Here is a 14,386-nt window from a genome sequence, read left to right as displayed (position 1 = left end):
TAGATTACATGTTAGGGTAATTAGGACCACCACCACCCTCAGGGGTTACCCAAGTAATGTTTTGTGAAGGGTCTTTAATGTCACAAGTCTTACAGTGTACACAGTTTGCTGCGTTAATCTGGAAGCGTTTGGAACCATCATCATTTTCCATGATTTCATAAACACCAGCAGGACAGTAGCGTTGAGCAGGCTCATCCCATTTCGGTAGGTTTACATTCACTGGAATCGATGGATCAGTCAATTTCAAATGCGCAGGCTGATTTTCTTCATGTACGGTATTTGATACAAATACTGAAGATAAACGGTCAAAGGTCAATTTACCATCTGGTTTTGGATAGTTCGGTTTGAACGTTACAGTATCAACTGTTTTAAGTACAGCAAAGTCTTGTTTAAGATCGTGTAGAGTAAATGGTACTTTAAGGATGTTTTGATCGATAAAGTTAAATGCGCCACCAATCCATTGACCAAACTTGTGCATCGCTGGGCCAAAGTTACGCGAGCTATATAACTCTTCTTTTAACCAAGAATTGTTATATTTTTCAGTGTATGCGGTTAACTCTTTGTCGAAATGATCTTCGCCTTCAGTGACACGTGCAACGGCTAAATCACCACCTTTGGCTGCACCCGCTACAATCGCTTCAAACACAGCTTCACCACACAACATGCCAGATTTCATGGCAGTGTGAGAACCTTTGATTTTAGAGAAGTTCAAGAAACCTGCATCATCACCAATCAAACAACCACCTGGGAAAGTGAGTTTAGGTAAGGCATTAAAGCCACCTTTCACAACCGCACGGGCACCATAAGAAATACGTTTACCGCCTTCTAGGAATTGCTTAATTGTTGGGTGAGTTTTCCAACGTTGCATTTCCATGAATGGATACATGTGTGGATTTTCATAAGATAAATCAACAATCATACCCAACGTCACTTGGTTGTTTTCAGCGTGGTATAACCACCAACCACCAGACGAACCAGTTTCGTTCAATGGCCAACCTGCACCGTGCATCACTAAGCCCGGTTTGTGCTTCGCTGGGTCAATTTCCCAAAGTTCTTTAATCCCGATACCGTAGTGTTGCGGATCGGCATCTTTGTCTAGGTTATATTTAGCAATTAGGCGCTTACCAAGATGACCACGGCAGCCTTCAGCAAATAGGGTATATTTGGCATGAAGCTCATAACCTGGGGTGAAGTTATGCGTTGGCTCACCATTTTTGCCAATGCCCATATCACCCGTCTGGATACCTTTTACAGTACCATCTTCATGGTAAAGAATTTCAGAAGCGGCGAAGCCAGGGAAAATTGAAACTTCAAGTTCTTCCGCTTTTTGACCTAACCAGCGAACAACGTTACCGAGGGAAATCACATAGTTCCCTTCGTTGTGCATTGATTTTGGTACCATCCAATACGGCATTTTTTGTGCCTTGGTATCAGAAAGCAGGAAATAGGTTTCGTCGCCTGTTACAGGAACATTGAGTGGCGCGCCTTCTTCTTTCCAGTTCGGAAACAGTTCATTCATGGCGCGTGGTTCAAGTACAGCACCAGAAAGGATATGCGCACCTACTTCAGAGCCTTTTTCAACAACACACACAGTAAGGTCTGGTAGGTTGTTTTCAATCGCTAGTTGACGAATTTTAATCGCAGCAGATAAACCCGCAGGCCCTGCGCCTACGATCACTACGTCAAACTCCATCGCTTCACGTTCGATGTGTTCCATGTAGGACTCCTCATATTTTTAAGGGTGGCAACCGTAATATTGCGATTCGGTGCTGCCATGAGTGTTCTGTATTGCCAAGCACAAAGACACCATTGTACTTGCAAACGTTTGGGATAGTATAGTTTTAAACCTTGGACTCGCCAATTGGCTGAGCGGTCATATTTTTTCGTCAGCTAGGCATAAACGACGATAAATGAAAATGATTCTCCACCAGACTCGCTACAAAATAAGGGAAAAATCATGTTTTCTGATGATAAAAACTTAATGAGCATTGCACAATACGTAAAAGATGTACAGCAAAGTCACAAAAGGTCAATTCCACCTTTAGACCAGTGGCATCCAAAGCATTGCGGCAAAATGGATCTAAAGATAAAAGCCAATGGAGAATGGTGGCACGAAGGTCAATTGATCAAGCGGCAGGCTTTACTCGACCTGTTTAGCAAGGTGCTGTGGAAAGAGGATGGAAAGTTTTACCTGAAAACACCTGTTGAGCAGATTGAAATTGAGGTTGAGGATGAGCCACTGCTAATCAACCAGGTGGATCAGGTTGAGATAGAGGGCAAGCGCTATTTGCAGCTCACCACCAGCAATCAGGATGTGGTGATTGTGGATGAGCGACACCCAGTTTTTATGCGTGCCTATCCAAATGAAGCAGGAGGGGATGAAGTGCGTCCTTATGTGCATGTTCGTTTTGGAATGAATGCGTTGATTCAGCGTCAAAGTTTTTATCACCTTGTGAACTATGGCAGTTTGTCTGAAAATGCACGGGGTGAGACAGTTTTGACATTAAAAAGTGGTGATTTGGTCTTGCATTTAAGCACCTGAGGTTTAAGCTTAAAAGAGTGAAGAAACCACAGTGTTAATGTATTTGTATGACTGCTGTCCAATCCCTGCCCGTATTGGCTGACCCCATGCCACATGCATCCTCTGATGCGCCGATTGGGGTTTTTGATTCAGGCATTGGAGGCTTGTCGATTGCGCAGGAGATTGCCCGACATTTACCCAACGAACGGATTGTCTACTATGCCGATACCGCGCATGTGCCTTATGGGGCCCGTTCAGATCAGGAAATTCGACAATTAACAGCGCGTGCGATTGAGTGGCTGTATCGGCAGGGCTGTAAGATTGCGGTGGTGGCATGCAATACTGCATCGGCATTTAGTCTGGACTACCTACGTGACTATTATGGCGAGCATTTTCCGATTGTGGGATTGGTGCCTGCATTAAAGCCCGCTGTACTGCAAACACGGTCGAAAGTGGTGGCTGTGTTGGCGACACCTGCAACCTTTCGCGGACAGCTCATCAAGGATGTGATGAGCAGGTTTGCCGAACCTGCTGGCGTTCGGGTTTTAAAAGTCACCAGTCTGGAACTGGTGCCTTTTGTTGAGGCGGGACAGCAAATGAGCCAGGCCTGTCTGGATGTGTTGCAGGATATATTGCAGCCTGTGGTGGAGCAGGGCGCGGATTTTTTAGTGCTGGGATGTACTCACTATCCTTTTTTAAGGGATGCAATTCATCAGGTTTTTGATAAAAAGTTAAAATTAATTGATTCTGGGCAGGCAGTTGCGCGGCAAACAGCCTATATTTTGATAAAAAATAGGTTATTATGTGACAAAATAAGTCATAATATTACACGTATTGAATGTTATGTCAGTGGTCATAATGCTGTTGAATTAAAATCGGTACTGCAGCATCTCATGCCAGAACAATTAACATGGACGATTCAGAATTTAGATGATCTGGGCGCCTAAAAGCATCAGTTGATTCATATTCAAGATTTTATTGGGGTTATTGTTGATAAGGCTTAAGCGAAACAGCTTAAGGATTATTGATAAGTGAACTGGGACCTAGCCTATGCAAGATACTCGCTATCAGGTTTTTATTTCTACGTCTGGCAATGAAATGCAACCAGAACGGGCGGTTTTGGCCCAGACACTGATTGGAATGGGATTCTTTTCGTGGGGCTTGGAACAGCGTACACCCTTAAGCACCTCGATTGCTCGCCGACAGATTGATGACTGTGATTACGTGGTGATTTTGCTGGGGAGCCAGTATGGTGAGCAGTCCGTTTCAGGTGTGGGCTATATGCATCTGGAATATATCTATGCCATGACCAAACAGAAACCCGTGATTGTGTTTATGCATGAAGAGCCAGAAGCACGCGAAGCCAAACTGCATGACCATAAAGCCGAGTTAAAAGAAAAATTCAAAGAGTTTAGAAAACAGCTTCAACATGAAGTTGATCAAGTTTTTACCTATCTTAGCTTAAGGGATCTGGAGCTTGCTGTTCGCTCCAGTATGCCACAAATGCTGGAACGCTATCCTGTGGTGGGGTGGGTTCGTCCACAAAATACGCAAGTTTTACAAGATGAAATTGACAGTTTGCGTGCCAAGGTTAAACAGCTTGAAACTGAAATAGGCAGTCGGGAAGCCGATCCACTCACCAGTGTGCTCAAGGTGTCCATGCATGAGGTGTATTCATTTGAATACCGTATGCATGCTTATCAAGATGGTAATTTCAAAGAAGTTAAACCATTCCGTAAAATGACCTGGGCACAGTTACTGAATGTGCTTGGTTCATCATTTGTGATTCCAACACCTGAAGAATATTTTTCCAGGCGCATGAATGAATATTTAAACGAAACGGGTCTGGATGATGCGCGCAAGGAAATGCCACGCGCGCATGCTGTTTCACGTGCACAGGTGAATATCCGTGCCCTGCATGAAATCAAGTTGCAGATGCGCCAGAATGAGTGGATTGTACCAACAGGACGAGATGACCGCCAACGTATGCTGTGGCAACTGACCGCAAAAGGGCAGAAGCTTCTGGAAAGCAACATATTGGACAGCAATCGGGTTTTTCAGTTTAAGACCATGCATTAATCCAATTTAAAAAAGTACGGCAAAACTGCTAAAGTATAGGGAGAAATTCAGCTATAGCGGAAGCGATGTATGTCAGCGACACCAAAACCCAAAGTAACTGTGGTTTTAGCAAATTTAGGTACGCCAGACCAAGCCACTGTACCAGCAGTACGTCGTTTCTTAAAACAGTTCTTATCCGATACCCGTGTCATTGAAATCCCCAAAGTAATCTGGTGGATTATCCTGCACCTGTTTGTACTGACTTTTCGGCCCAAGCGGGTTGCCGAGGCGTATGCCTCAGTCTGGTCAAAAGATTCTCCAATGCGGGAAATTGTACTTGAGCAAACACGCTTGGTTAAACAACGCTTGCAAGATGAAAATCATCAGTTTGACCTCACGGTCGTCCCTGCGATGACCTATGGGCAACCGAGCATTTATGATGTCTTGGCACAACTGGAAAAAACACCGCAAGAGCATGTGATTCTGTTGCCGCTATTTCCCCAGTATTCAGCCACCTCAACTGCACCATTGTATGACGCCTTTGCCAGATGGATTCTACAGCAGCGTCATTTGCCAGGTCTGACCCTCATCAAGGATTACTACCAGCATCCGCTGTTTATTCAGGCATTGGCGGATAGTGTTCTCAACTATCAGGCTGAACATGGCAAGCCTGAAAAGCTGTTGATGTCCTTTCATGGTATTCCCCAGCCTTATGCGGACAAGGGTGATCCTTATGCTGACCGTTGTCGAATCACTGCCCGTTTAGTTGCAAATGTCTTGCACTTGAAAGATGAGGAATGGGCGATTAGCTTCCAGTCACGTTTCGGAAAACAGGAATGGGTCAAGCCCTATACCGACCAGTTATTACAACAATGGGGCGAGCAAAAGGTTCAGTCCGTGCAGGTGATTAGTCCTGCATTTTCGGCGGATTGTTTAGAAACATTGGAGGAGTTGGCGATTCAGAATAAAGAACTGTTTCAACATGCTGGCGGCGGTGAATATGCCTATATTGCTGCGCTGAATACCGATCAGGCCCATATTGATTTGCTTGCTAGTCTGGTTCAGGCTAATCTTGATGCCCTAACCCATACCCTAGCCCATCGTTAACTGCGTTTTAGCCAGAGGTTTTTATGCTACAAGTCAAAATTGTCCCTGTGACTGCCTTTCAACAAAACTGCTCGATTTTATGGGACAGTGAAACCAAAGACGCGATTTTGATTGATGCAGGCGGTGATGCAGCAGTGCTGAAAAAAGAAGTTGAAGCTTTAGGTCTGAATGTGAAAGCGTTATGGCTGACCCACGGACATCTGGATCATGCGGGCGCGGTCGGTGAACTTGCTGAGACATGGAGTATTCCAGTGATTGGGCCGCATAAAGAGGACCAATTCTGGCTGGACATGATTCAGGAAGTTTCGGCACGTTATGGCTTCCCGATTCCACAACCTGTTAAGGTCGATCAGTGGCTAGAGGGGGGCGAAACGTTGAAACTGGGTGAGGATGAATTTGAAGTCCGTTTTGCGCCTGGTCATACGCCTGGTCATGTGATGTTCTATAATGCCAAACATGGTTTGCTATGGACCGGTGATGTATTGTTCAAAGGTTCGATTGGGCGTACTGATTTTCCAAAAGGTAATCATCAGCAATTACTTGATTCAATTCAGCGTGAATGCTTTAGCTTGCCTGATGAAACTCAGTTTATCTCAGGGCATGGGCCAATGAGCACCATTGGTTATGAAAAGCAATTTAATCCTTTTGTGGCAAGTAAAGCGGGTTGAGTTCGGTACGACTAAACATGAAGATGATTAATCCTCATAATCATCTTCATGGCGTTTGAGATCCGCCTGAGGCGCATCCTGAGTTGGGAGTTTATATTCGTCACTTGCCCAGGCACCCAGATCAATCAATTTACAGCGTTCTGAGCAGAATGGACGAAAATCATTATTTTCCCATGTGCTTGGCTGGCCACAACGAGGGCAGGGAAAGGTACGGGGCATAGAAAACTCCTAAGGCAGAAGGTAAATAGATTAGGCAAACGTCAGGTGAGTTGTTAGACTTATGCCGATTTATAGATAGTTTGATGGGATTATGTTGATTCGTCAATTTCAAGCACAACGCATGCAGCCACCACGTGATTTTCAGCCGATTCCAGATACTCCGATCTGCGTGGAGATTGGGGCTGGGAAAGGCAGGCATGCCTTGTTGTTCACTGCTGAACATCCGCAGGCAACCTTGTATGCAATTGAACGAACCAGGGAAAAGTTTGTGGCGATGCAGAAACAGCATCAACTGGAACCGCGTGAACATTTAAACCCTGTGCATGCCGACGCCTTGCCCTGGGTGGTGCATGCCCTGTTTCCTACACAGGTTGAACAGTTTTTTATTCTCTATCCCAATCCAGAGCCACATAATCCAGCACAGCGCTGGTTGAACATGCCATTTTTCGAGTTCCTGTTGTCTCGCCTAAAACCGAATGGCATGATTACGCTGGCGAGCAACATTCCAGCATATATTGATGAGGCAGAGCAACAGCTTATTGATGTGTGGAAATTACCTTACCAAAAGCAAAAGATTGCAACAGACTCAGCCCGTACCCATTTTGAAATTAAATATTTAGAACGTGGTGAGCTGTGCCAGCAGTTACTAATCACTAAACCACAGGACTATCAGACCCGTTTTGATGATTTTGCGCCGTTACAAGGGCGGAACATACAAGGGCAGCCTGATGGCAAATAAGCGTATTGCAATTATTGGTGCAGGTCCAGCAGGATTGATGGCGGCTGAAGTGCTGAGCCAATACAACTACGATATTGAGGTTTATGAGCAAAAACCATCGGCGGCACGCAAGTTTTTAATGGCAGGCAAAACGGGACTGAATATTTCCCATGCCGAGCCTGTTGCAACGTTTATACAGCGTTATGACCATGCTGAATGGCTAGGCTCATGGATTGAGCAATGGGATGCAAAGTGGATTCAGGACTGGATGCACGGGCTGGGCATTGAATCCTACATTGGCAGTTCTGGACGGGTATTTCCCGTGGAGATGAAAGCCGCGCCATTGTTGCGGGCTTGGTTAAAACGTCTAATAGCGAATGGCGTGAAATTTCATTATCGTCATCGTTGTGTGGCGCTGTCAGGCAATCAATTAACCCTTGAAAATCAAAAGCAAACATTCACAACAAGCTATGATGCGATTATTTTGGCCTGTGGTGCAGTGTCATGGTCACAATTAGGTAGTGATGGCGCGTGGCAGCAATGGCTTTCCACCGATGAAATTGAGCCATTTCAGGCCAGTAATGTTGGTGTATTAAAGGCTTGGTCGCCGTTTATGCAGGACTGTTTTGGCCAGCCACTCAAGCGTGTCAATGCATGGGTACAGCCTGATCAGCAAACGTATGGTGATATTGTGGTGGCGCATTATGGTTTGGAAAGTGGAGTTATTTATAAACTGGGACGTGAGTTAAGACAGCTTCTAGTCCAGAACCAGCCTTTGCAATTGCATCTGGATTTACTCCCTGATCTCAGTATTGAGCAATTGCAAAAAAAATTGCAGGGCAATAAAAAGCAATCCATCACTAATATTTGGCGTAAGGCAGGTTTGGACCATGTGAAGATCAATTTACTACGAGAAGTGGTGGATAAAAATCTGTGGTCACAGCCTGAAATGATGGCAAGGCAAATCAAACAGTTAAGCATTGCTCTGGATGGTTTCCGTCCAATTGAGGAAGCGATTAGCTGTGCAGGTGGGGTAAAGCAAGCAGCCTTATCTTCACAACTGCAATTAAAATCTAATCCCTATCTTTTTTGTTGTGGAGAAATGTTGGACTGGGATGCACCGACGGGTGGATATTTACTAACAGCCTGTTTTGCCACAGGGCGAGCGGCAGGGCAAGGCGTACATCAATTATTGAATGCAGCCATATAATATTTACCTTGTTGTTGAGCTTTCAAAAATGCTAGTTTTTAGAAAACTTTGATTAGGATAATGGGCATGTCTCAAGTTACCCCTATTTACCACAAGATGCTGAACGTCCTTAAGCCTGCATTGTTTTGCCATGATTTTTGATACAGCCTGCTTAAGTCCAGCCGAAGCCTATCGCTTACTGGTCGGTGGTGTTACGCCGCGTCCAATTGCATGGATCAGTACCCGATCTACTGATGGCATTGACAATATTGCCCCTTACTCATTTTTCAATGTGGCCAGTTGTAATCCTCCTATCCTGTGGTATTCACAGGTCAATCCACAAAGTGGTCAGGATAAGGACACCTTGAGAAATTTAATTGCGACCAGAGAATGTGTGGTACACATTGTGAATTCCCAGTTAATGCAAAAGATGAATTTATCCTGTGCCTTGCTTCCGTCTGAGCAGAGTGAGTTTGATTTTGCTGAGATTGAGTCATGTGTGAGCAATAGTGTTGAACCATTGGCAGTGAAAGACTCTCCCATCCGTTATGAATGTCAGTTAAGGGAAGTGATTCAATTGAGTAGCCTGCCATCAGGTGGAACGGTTGCCTTATTGGATGTAAAGTCTATTTATGTCGATGACCGTCTTTGGAATGGGACCATAATCAACCAGCAGCAACTGGATAGTGTAGGCAAAATGGGTGGAGATTTTTATAGTTTAACCACTGAGCTACGCAAACTGGAAAGACCTTAAAATAGAATAGATTAAAAAAGACAGGAGGCTTTAGCACCTCCTGTTTTTATTACTTTGCTGTCAAGGCCTCACCCTCAAACTTCACACCATCCCAGCCATTCTGCATAAACTGGCGAATATTCTGGTGGTCGCTTGCTTCAGGTGTGGCAAGTACAGAGGCATAATGTTCCGCAAACAACTTGAGGGTGTCCTGTTGGCTTAAACCCTCAAGTTTGGCAAAGGAGAACACTTTGGCACTGCCCTGATTTTCAGTTGCCGCATTAAACTGCGCGCCATTTTGAAAAGCCGTTGGCGTATGTTGATAACGCGCCTCGATAAATGCCAACACGTCTGCAAACTTCACAGAACCATCTTTTAATTGTGCCAATAATGCTTGAGCCATATTTAGTTCTCTGTTGATCAAATGAATGGCAGCATCATAGCATTGAATCAGTGGAATTGATGAAGACAGGAATTAAACTGGATGCAGCAACACAGGTGGTTTAAGCCCGGAGTAAAGAATTAAGCTATTTTAAAGTCATCAATATAGAAACTATTTTTTCGCTTTTTAGCCAGATTCCCCTAAGCTGTGGATAACTTAAGCCTTATGCACAGCTTTATCACGGCCCAAAAACAGCAGTTGAGTTGTCGAAAAATTATGTTATTTTAGGATAAAGGAGATGGCATTCTTCCTGTTACAAACCGCCATAGTGGCTAATGATGCCTACGTGACCCTGAATAGGGGACGTAGGTTCGTGCGTGCTCTATTCTCTATCTGGAGTTCGCAGATGAAAAAATTTCTAGCACAAGCAAAAATTTATATCCAATCCTCCATTTTCTCCAAATCTTTTTGGGGTGAGCCATGTATTATCCTTTAATTTCAATTGCTCTGGGTTCTGTACTGGGTGCATGGTTGCGCTGGTTTCTGGGTTTAAAGCTGAATCCCATTTTTCCAGATATTCCTTTGGGTACGGTCACCGTTAATTTTGTGGGTGGCTTTATTATTGGCTTTGCAATTTCTTATTTTTCCCAAAGTGCGCTGAGTCCCAATTACAAACTGTTTGTGATTACGGGATTTTGTGGCGCACTGACCACATTTTCGACTTTTTCCGCCGAAATTATTGCCCTATTACAAAGTGGCAAGCTGGGCTACGCCTGTGCAGCGATTTTAATTCATGTGATCGGGTCGTTGCTGTTTACCATTCTGGGCATGAGCCTGCATCAATGGCTGACGGCTGCTTAGCTTAAAAGATAAACAAACAGCTAATTTAGGCATAAAAAAAGAAGTCTAAGCGGAGGAGATATAACCTTAGACTTCCAATATTAATAGCTTAATGAATGAAACTTAAAACAAGATTAACCTTTGCGATTAAAACGTGCAAAGCGTTTATTAAAGCTGGCAACACGACCTTCATTACTTGCTTGGCGTACTTCACCTGTATAAAACGGATGTGATGCGCTGGAAATATCCAGTGTGACGTAAGGATAAACCTTGCCCTGATATTCCTTAGTCTGTTTGGTTTGAATGGTGCTTCCAATCAGGAAATAGGCATCGGCATTGGTATCGTGAAAAAGAACCTGTTGATAAGCAGGATGAATATCTTTACGCATTGTGAAATACTCCATTGTTTTATGAAATGTTATAACATAACATTAAATGGAGTCAATCTAATCTATTTCAAGTTTTGTTTCCGATCATTTTGGTCTGATGAATCCTTATGCAGACAGGGCGGTTATGAAAATCCTGTATCAAGTGTTAATTGGGAACCAATTCCTCAAACAGATCATTCAGGTTGTCATGTACCTTAAGATGGATCAGGTTCCAGTAATGTCCTGAAATTGTACGGTTGACCATTAATGTATCTGGAGATGGCTTAAACACATCCCAGTATTTCAATGATTTTTTCACCAGACGCATGCCATCGTGATGGGATGAGTTTTCGGCAAAGTCATAATGTGTGTTCAATGGACGCAACAGCACCTCTATCCACTGCACGTACAGCTCACTTGGGAATTTCTGTTTTTCAGCAATTGAATGCAGTTCAACCAGTAAATCTTCAACCTGGGCAATATCCTCCTGACGTGCGGCATTGACCAGTGCCTTGAAGTGCTGAATCAGTTCTGGTGAAAGGGTTTTGACACTGCCATAGTCGTAGATGATAACACTGCCATCTTCCCGAAAAGCAAAATTGCCTGGATGTGGGTCACAATGGAAGCGTTTCAGGAAGAACATTTCCTGTCCGAGGGCACGGATCAGGCGGCGGCCAATCTGGTTGCGGGTTTCAACCGACCATGTGCTTGCGGTTTCAATGGATTCGCCCTGTTCCAGACTTAGCGTGAGTACCCTTCGCGAAGAATATTGTTTATACACGGTTGGAATAATTACTTGATCATCAAGCTGTTCATGGAAAGTCTTAAATACTTCCAGATTCTGCGCCTCAATTTCGTAGTTTAATTCTGCGGAAAGGCTATCCTGAATCTCTTGAAACAACTGATCCTGTAATTTTTTATCAATCTTTAAAACACCCATTAAACGCAGGGCAAGACGCACCTGTTTTAAGTCACTTTCACAGGCTTGGTCAACGCCAGGATATTGCACTTTCACCACCACTGCCTGCCCGTCAGGGAGTACTGCACGATGCACCTGACCAATTGAGGCTGCCGCGAAAGGCTCTGGTTCAAATGAGGTAAAAATCTCATTCAGTGGTTTGCCCAACTCTTTTTCAACCTGCTGCTTGATTTCAGCAAAAGGCATGGCTGGGGCTTGGCGTTGTAGTTTTGAGATCGCCTTGGCGACTTCAGGAGGGAAAATGTCTTTGTATTGTGAGGCGATCTGTCCGACTTTCATCACTGCGCCTTTCATTTCTCCAAGTGTATCGGCAATCTGTAAACCGATTTCTTGAAAAAGCTGGCTACGCGCCGCATTTTTTTGTTCTTCATCTGCGGTCAGGTTGCGAATGGAATTGGCAACGCTTTTGCTGGCGATGCTTGCAGTCATGCCCGCCAGTTTTAGAAAACGTTTACTGGGAGAACTTGCATGCTTTGCCATGATGATTGCGCCTCTATGTTCTGTTTTTAAGTGATACCCTGATCATAGGCGACAAAACTTAAATTGCCTAGATGAAAATGTTAAGTCGTGTAAGTCTTATGAATCAATCACTCAATCTTGTTGGCTTTTATTATCATGAGGGCAGTATCCACGATACCCTCATGATAGCAAATGAATCGGAGCTGTTGCTTATGGATTTGAGCTTGTCAGTTGCATCAAACGTTTATTATTCAAATATAAACGACCAATCAACAGGACACAGGAAATGGTTAAGCCAATGATCAGGCCCACCCAAACACCCGCCACGCCCCAAATGGTATAGCGGGCCAAGTACAAGCCTATTGGAAAAGCCACAACCCAATACGCCATCAGGGTAATCCACATCGGAGCCTGTGTATCCTGCATGCCACGCAGACAGCCTGCCGCACTGACCTGCCAGCCATCCACCAATTGATATGCGATTGCGAACCAGAGCAGGTACATGGCAATCGGCATGATGTGTACATCATTGGTATAAATCGCCACGATATAGGGACGGGCCAAGGCAATCAGGGCCATGGTACAGGCGGCAAAGATGGTCGCACTGATCAACCCGACTTTTTGTACCTGACGCATGGCGAGCCAGTTTTTTTCGCCATAATACATGCCAACCCGAATGGTTAAGGCTATCGCCAAGGATAGGGGAATCATAAACAGTTGTGACGTGACTGAAATGGCGATCTGGTGCGCTGCAATTGCATTTTCACCTAATGGACTGAGGACAATCGCACCCGTACTAAAGATACTCACCTCAAAGAAAACCGCCAGACCAATCGGAAAGCCCAGCTTTAAAATCCGTTTTGTCCAGCCTAGGTCCAGCTTTTCCCATTGGGTAAAAATCGGTGCCTGTTTGTAAGCCTGAGCTCTGGAAATATAGATGGCTAAAGTGATGAACATCAGCCATTGCAAGATGGCCGTGGCAAAGCCACAGCCTGCGCTTCCCAATGCTGGAATAGGACCAAATCCATACATGAAAACAAGGTTCAGGGGAATCAGCGCCAATAATGCAAGCAGGCTAATTGCTGTAACAGGACGGGGATGTCCCAATGCTTCGGAATAACTACGCAGGGCGGCATACATCATCACTGCTGGCATGCCAAAACCAATCGCATGCAGGAACAGACTGGCTTTGGGGAGTAAGCTTTCGGGCACACCAAACAGGGGTAAAAAGAACGGCATACCCTGTAAGATCAACATGGCAACCACTCCAAGAATTGCGGCAACCCATAAGGACTGGCGTGCAATGGTTGGGATTTTCTCAGGGGTTTTTGCGCCCCGTGCTTCCGCAACCAGTGGGGTGGTGGCAATCATGATGCCTGCAAACAGCAGCATAATTGGAATCCACAGCCCCACACCAATCGCGATTGCGGCAAGGTCGGCTGCGGATAAGTGGCCTGCCATAATCGTGTCAATCAAGCCTAAACCCGCTTGGGCGAACTGTGTAATCAGGATGGGTAACATCAGGTGAAACAGTTGCTTAAGTTCAAACCGTGCAGTGTGGGTGTGGGGCACAAAAAATACTCTTTAAAATTGTGAAAAATCAGCGTTGTAAAGTCAGTAAAACACCAAGGAAAATGACAATACCGCCCAGTAGGCGCTGCCAGTTGATAGGGGTTTTCTCTGTCCCTAACCAGCCAAAATGATCCAGTAACATGGAAATGACAAGCTGCCCAAAAATGACCAAACCCGTAAATGTTAAGAAGCCAAGTTTAGGTGCAGTATAGATGCTCGTACTAATTGCATAAACCCCAAGTATCCCACCCAGCCACAAGAACCACGGAATGTGTAAGAGTTCACTTAAACTTGGCTTTGCTGCGCTCTGGAAATAGACCATAACCGCAAGAATAATTGTACCAAACAAAAATGAAATAAAAGCGGCCTGTATGGGCGAATGTAAATATGTTTTAAGCTGGGTATTTATTGCAGTTTGAAAGGCCATTGCAATACCAATTCCCAAAGCGAGGGGAATGATAAAAAGTAACTGGCTTGAGAGTTTGATCATATTTATATCATTCATTATTCTTGGTAATTCTCATACATAACATAGATGATGAGCCGTTGATTAGTCGAGTCATGTTAAAATAA

Annotated in this window: 16 protein-coding genes and 1 riboswitch; of the genes, 9 read left to right on the top strand and 7 right to left on the bottom strand. The window is 44.6% G+C overall.

Annotated elements, in window-relative coordinates:
- Positions 1-4: 4 nt before the first annotated feature.
- On the bottom strand, positions 5-1,717 hold the full coding sequence (locus F967_RS12335; RefSeq protein WP_004800225.1) for an electron transfer flavoprotein-ubiquinone oxidoreductase: 1,713 nt from the start codon (positions 1,715-1,717) through the stop codon (positions 5-7).
- A gap of 240 nt (positions 1,718-1,957) precedes the next feature.
- Between F967_RS12335 and F967_RS12330 the strand changes: the two genes are divergently transcribed.
- The 5 genes from F967_RS12330 to F967_RS12310 all read left to right on the top strand — a co-directional run bounded on the left by F967_RS12330 (position 1,958) and on the right by F967_RS12310 (position 6,354).
- Complete coding sequence (locus F967_RS12330; protein ID WP_004674473.1) at positions 1,958-2,542, top strand: DUF1285 domain-containing protein; 585 nt, start codon at positions 1,958-1,960, stop codon at positions 2,540-2,542.
- A 47-nt stretch (positions 2,543-2,589) separates the two neighbouring features.
- Positions 2,590-3,468: a glutamate racemase gene (gene murI / locus F967_RS12325; RefSeq protein ID WP_004674475.1), complete on the top strand. Its 879-nt coding sequence runs from the start codon at positions 2,590-2,592 to the stop codon at positions 3,466-3,468.
- 103 nt (positions 3,469-3,571) lie between these two features.
- Entirely contained in the window at positions 3,572-4,600 is a 1,029-nt protein-coding gene (locus F967_RS12320) for a DUF4062 domain-containing protein (RefSeq protein WP_004800222.1), read from the top strand.
- Between the two features lie 69 nt (positions 4,601-4,669).
- Entirely contained in the window at positions 4,670-5,686 is a 1,017-nt protein-coding gene (gene hemH / locus F967_RS12315) for a ferrochelatase (protein WP_004800220.1), read from the top strand.
- A 23-nt stretch (positions 5,687-5,709) separates the two neighbouring features.
- A complete protein-coding gene (locus tag F967_RS12310) occupies positions 5,710-6,354 on the top strand; it encodes an MBL fold metallo-hydrolase (RefSeq protein WP_004800219.1) in 645 nt (214 codons plus the stop codon).
- A gap of 27 nt (positions 6,355-6,381) precedes the next feature.
- Here F967_RS12310 and F967_RS12305 read toward each other — a convergent pair whose 3' ends face one another.
- Positions 6,382-6,573 (bottom strand): DNA gyrase inhibitor YacG, encoded by a 192-nt coding sequence (locus F967_RS12305; RefSeq protein ID WP_004680638.1) that lies wholly within the window; start codon positions 6,571-6,573, stop codon positions 6,382-6,384.
- Positions 6,574-6,664: 91 nt separating this feature from the next.
- Here F967_RS12305 and F967_RS12300 point away from each other — a divergent pair, with 91 nt between their 5' ends.
- From F967_RS12300 to F967_RS12290, 3 genes are all read left to right on the top strand, one after another.
- On the top strand, positions 6,665-7,312 hold the full coding sequence (locus F967_RS12300) for a class I SAM-dependent methyltransferase (RefSeq protein WP_004800216.1): 648 nt from the start codon (positions 6,665-6,667) through the stop codon (positions 7,310-7,312).
- Positions 7,302-8,501, top strand: a complete 1,200-nt coding sequence (locus F967_RS12295; RefSeq protein WP_004800215.1) for a TIGR03862 family flavoprotein — start codon at positions 7,302-7,304, stop codon at positions 8,499-8,501. The genes F967_RS12300 and F967_RS12295 overlap by 11 nt, the downstream gene beginning before the upstream one ends.
- A 130-nt stretch (positions 8,502-8,631) precedes the next feature.
- Positions 8,632-9,234, top strand: a complete 603-nt coding sequence (locus F967_RS12290; protein WP_004800213.1) for a flavin reductase family protein — start codon at positions 8,632-8,634, stop codon at positions 9,232-9,234.
- A 49-nt stretch (positions 9,235-9,283) separates the two neighbouring features.
- Here the strand turns inward: F967_RS12290 and F967_RS12285 are convergent, their stop codons facing one another.
- Positions 9,284-9,616: a HopJ type III effector protein gene (locus F967_RS12285; RefSeq protein WP_004800211.1), complete on the bottom strand. Its 333-nt coding sequence runs from the start codon at positions 9,614-9,616 to the stop codon at positions 9,284-9,286.
- 264 nt (positions 9,617-9,880) lie between these two features.
- A riboswitch (Fluoride riboswitch) is annotated at positions 9,881-9,947 on the top strand.
- Between the two features lie 128 nt (positions 9,948-10,075).
- On the opposite strand from F967_RS12285, the gene crcB reads away from it, so the two are divergent.
- On the top strand, positions 10,076-10,456 hold the full coding sequence (crcB, locus tag F967_RS12275; protein WP_004800210.1) for a fluoride efflux transporter CrcB: 381 nt from the start codon (positions 10,076-10,078) through the stop codon (positions 10,454-10,456).
- 113 nt (positions 10,457-10,569) lie between these two features.
- On the opposite strand, the gene F967_RS12270 is transcribed toward crcB, so the two are convergent.
- The 4 genes from F967_RS12270 to F967_RS12255 all read right to left on the bottom strand — a co-directional run bounded on the left by F967_RS12270 (position 10,570) and on the right by F967_RS12255 (position 14,303).
- Positions 10,570-10,824 (bottom strand): type B 50S ribosomal protein L31, encoded by a 255-nt coding sequence (locus F967_RS12270; protein ID WP_004762213.1) that lies wholly within the window; start codon positions 10,822-10,824, stop codon positions 10,570-10,572.
- A gap of 145 nt (positions 10,825-10,969) precedes the next feature.
- Positions 10,970-12,262 (bottom strand): ABC1 kinase family protein, encoded by a 1,293-nt coding sequence (locus tag F967_RS12265; protein ID WP_004800207.1) that lies wholly within the window; start codon positions 12,260-12,262, stop codon positions 10,970-10,972.
- Between the two features lie 189 nt (positions 12,263-12,451).
- A complete protein-coding gene (locus tag F967_RS12260) occupies positions 12,452-13,813 on the bottom strand; it encodes an MATE family efflux transporter (protein ID WP_004674496.1) in 1,362 nt (453 codons plus the stop codon).
- Positions 13,814-13,841: 28 nt separating this feature from the next.
- Entirely contained in the window at positions 13,842-14,303 is a 462-nt protein-coding gene (locus tag F967_RS12255) for a DMT family transporter (RefSeq protein WP_004800206.1), read from the bottom strand.
- Positions 14,304-14,386: the final 83 nt, after the last annotated feature.

This window comes from Acinetobacter sp. CIP 102637 (genome assembly GCF_000368425.1).
Classification (GTDB): Bacteria; Pseudomonadota; Gammaproteobacteria; order Pseudomonadales; family Moraxellaceae; genus Acinetobacter; species Acinetobacter parvus.
This window is presented reverse-complemented; position numbering and strand designations above follow the sequence as displayed.

Coding starts and splice junctions, on each gene's coding strand:
- F967_RS12335 (WP_004800225.1), bottom strand. CDS start 1,717: ATGGAACACATCGAACGTGAAGCGATGGAGTTTGACGTAGTGATCGTA.
- F967_RS12330 (WP_004674473.1), top strand. CDS start 1,958: ATGTTTTCTGATGATAAAAACTTAATGAGCATTGCACAATACGTAAAA.
- murI (WP_004674475.1), top strand. CDS start 2,590: ATGACTGCTGTCCAATCCCTGCCCGTATTGGCTGACCCCATGCCACAT.
- F967_RS12320 (WP_004800222.1), top strand. CDS start 3,572: ATGCAAGATACTCGCTATCAGGTTTTTATTTCTACGTCTGGCAATGAA.
- hemH (WP_004800220.1), top strand. CDS start 4,670: ATGTCAGCGACACCAAAACCCAAAGTAACTGTGGTTTTAGCAAATTTA.
- F967_RS12310 (WP_004800219.1), top strand. CDS start 5,710: ATGCTACAAGTCAAAATTGTCCCTGTGACTGCCTTTCAACAAAACTGC.
- F967_RS12305 (WP_004680638.1), bottom strand. CDS start 6,573: ATGCCCCGTACCTTTCCCTGCCCTCGTTGTGGCCAGCCAAGCACATGG.
- F967_RS12300 (WP_004800216.1), top strand. CDS start 6,665: ATGTTGATTCGTCAATTTCAAGCACAACGCATGCAGCCACCACGTGAT.
- F967_RS12295 (WP_004800215.1), top strand. CDS start 7,302: ATGGCAAATAAGCGTATTGCAATTATTGGTGCAGGTCCAGCAGGATTG.
- F967_RS12290 (WP_004800213.1), top strand. CDS start 8,632: ATGATTTTTGATACAGCCTGCTTAAGTCCAGCCGAAGCCTATCGCTTA.
- F967_RS12285 (WP_004800211.1), bottom strand. CDS start 9,616: ATGGCTCAAGCATTATTGGCACAATTAAAAGATGGTTCTGTGAAGTTT.
- crcB (WP_004800210.1), top strand. CDS start 10,076: ATGTATTATCCTTTAATTTCAATTGCTCTGGGTTCTGTACTGGGTGCA.
- F967_RS12270 (WP_004762213.1), bottom strand. CDS start 10,824: ATGCGTAAAGATATTCATCCTGCTTATCAACAGGTTCTTTTTCACGAT.
- F967_RS12265 (WP_004800207.1), bottom strand. CDS start 12,262: ATGGCAAAGCATGCAAGTTCTCCCAGTAAACGTTTTCTAAAACTGGCG.
- F967_RS12255 (WP_004800206.1), bottom strand. CDS start 14,303: ATGATCAAACTCTCAAGCCAGTTACTTTTTATCATTCCCCTCGCTTTG.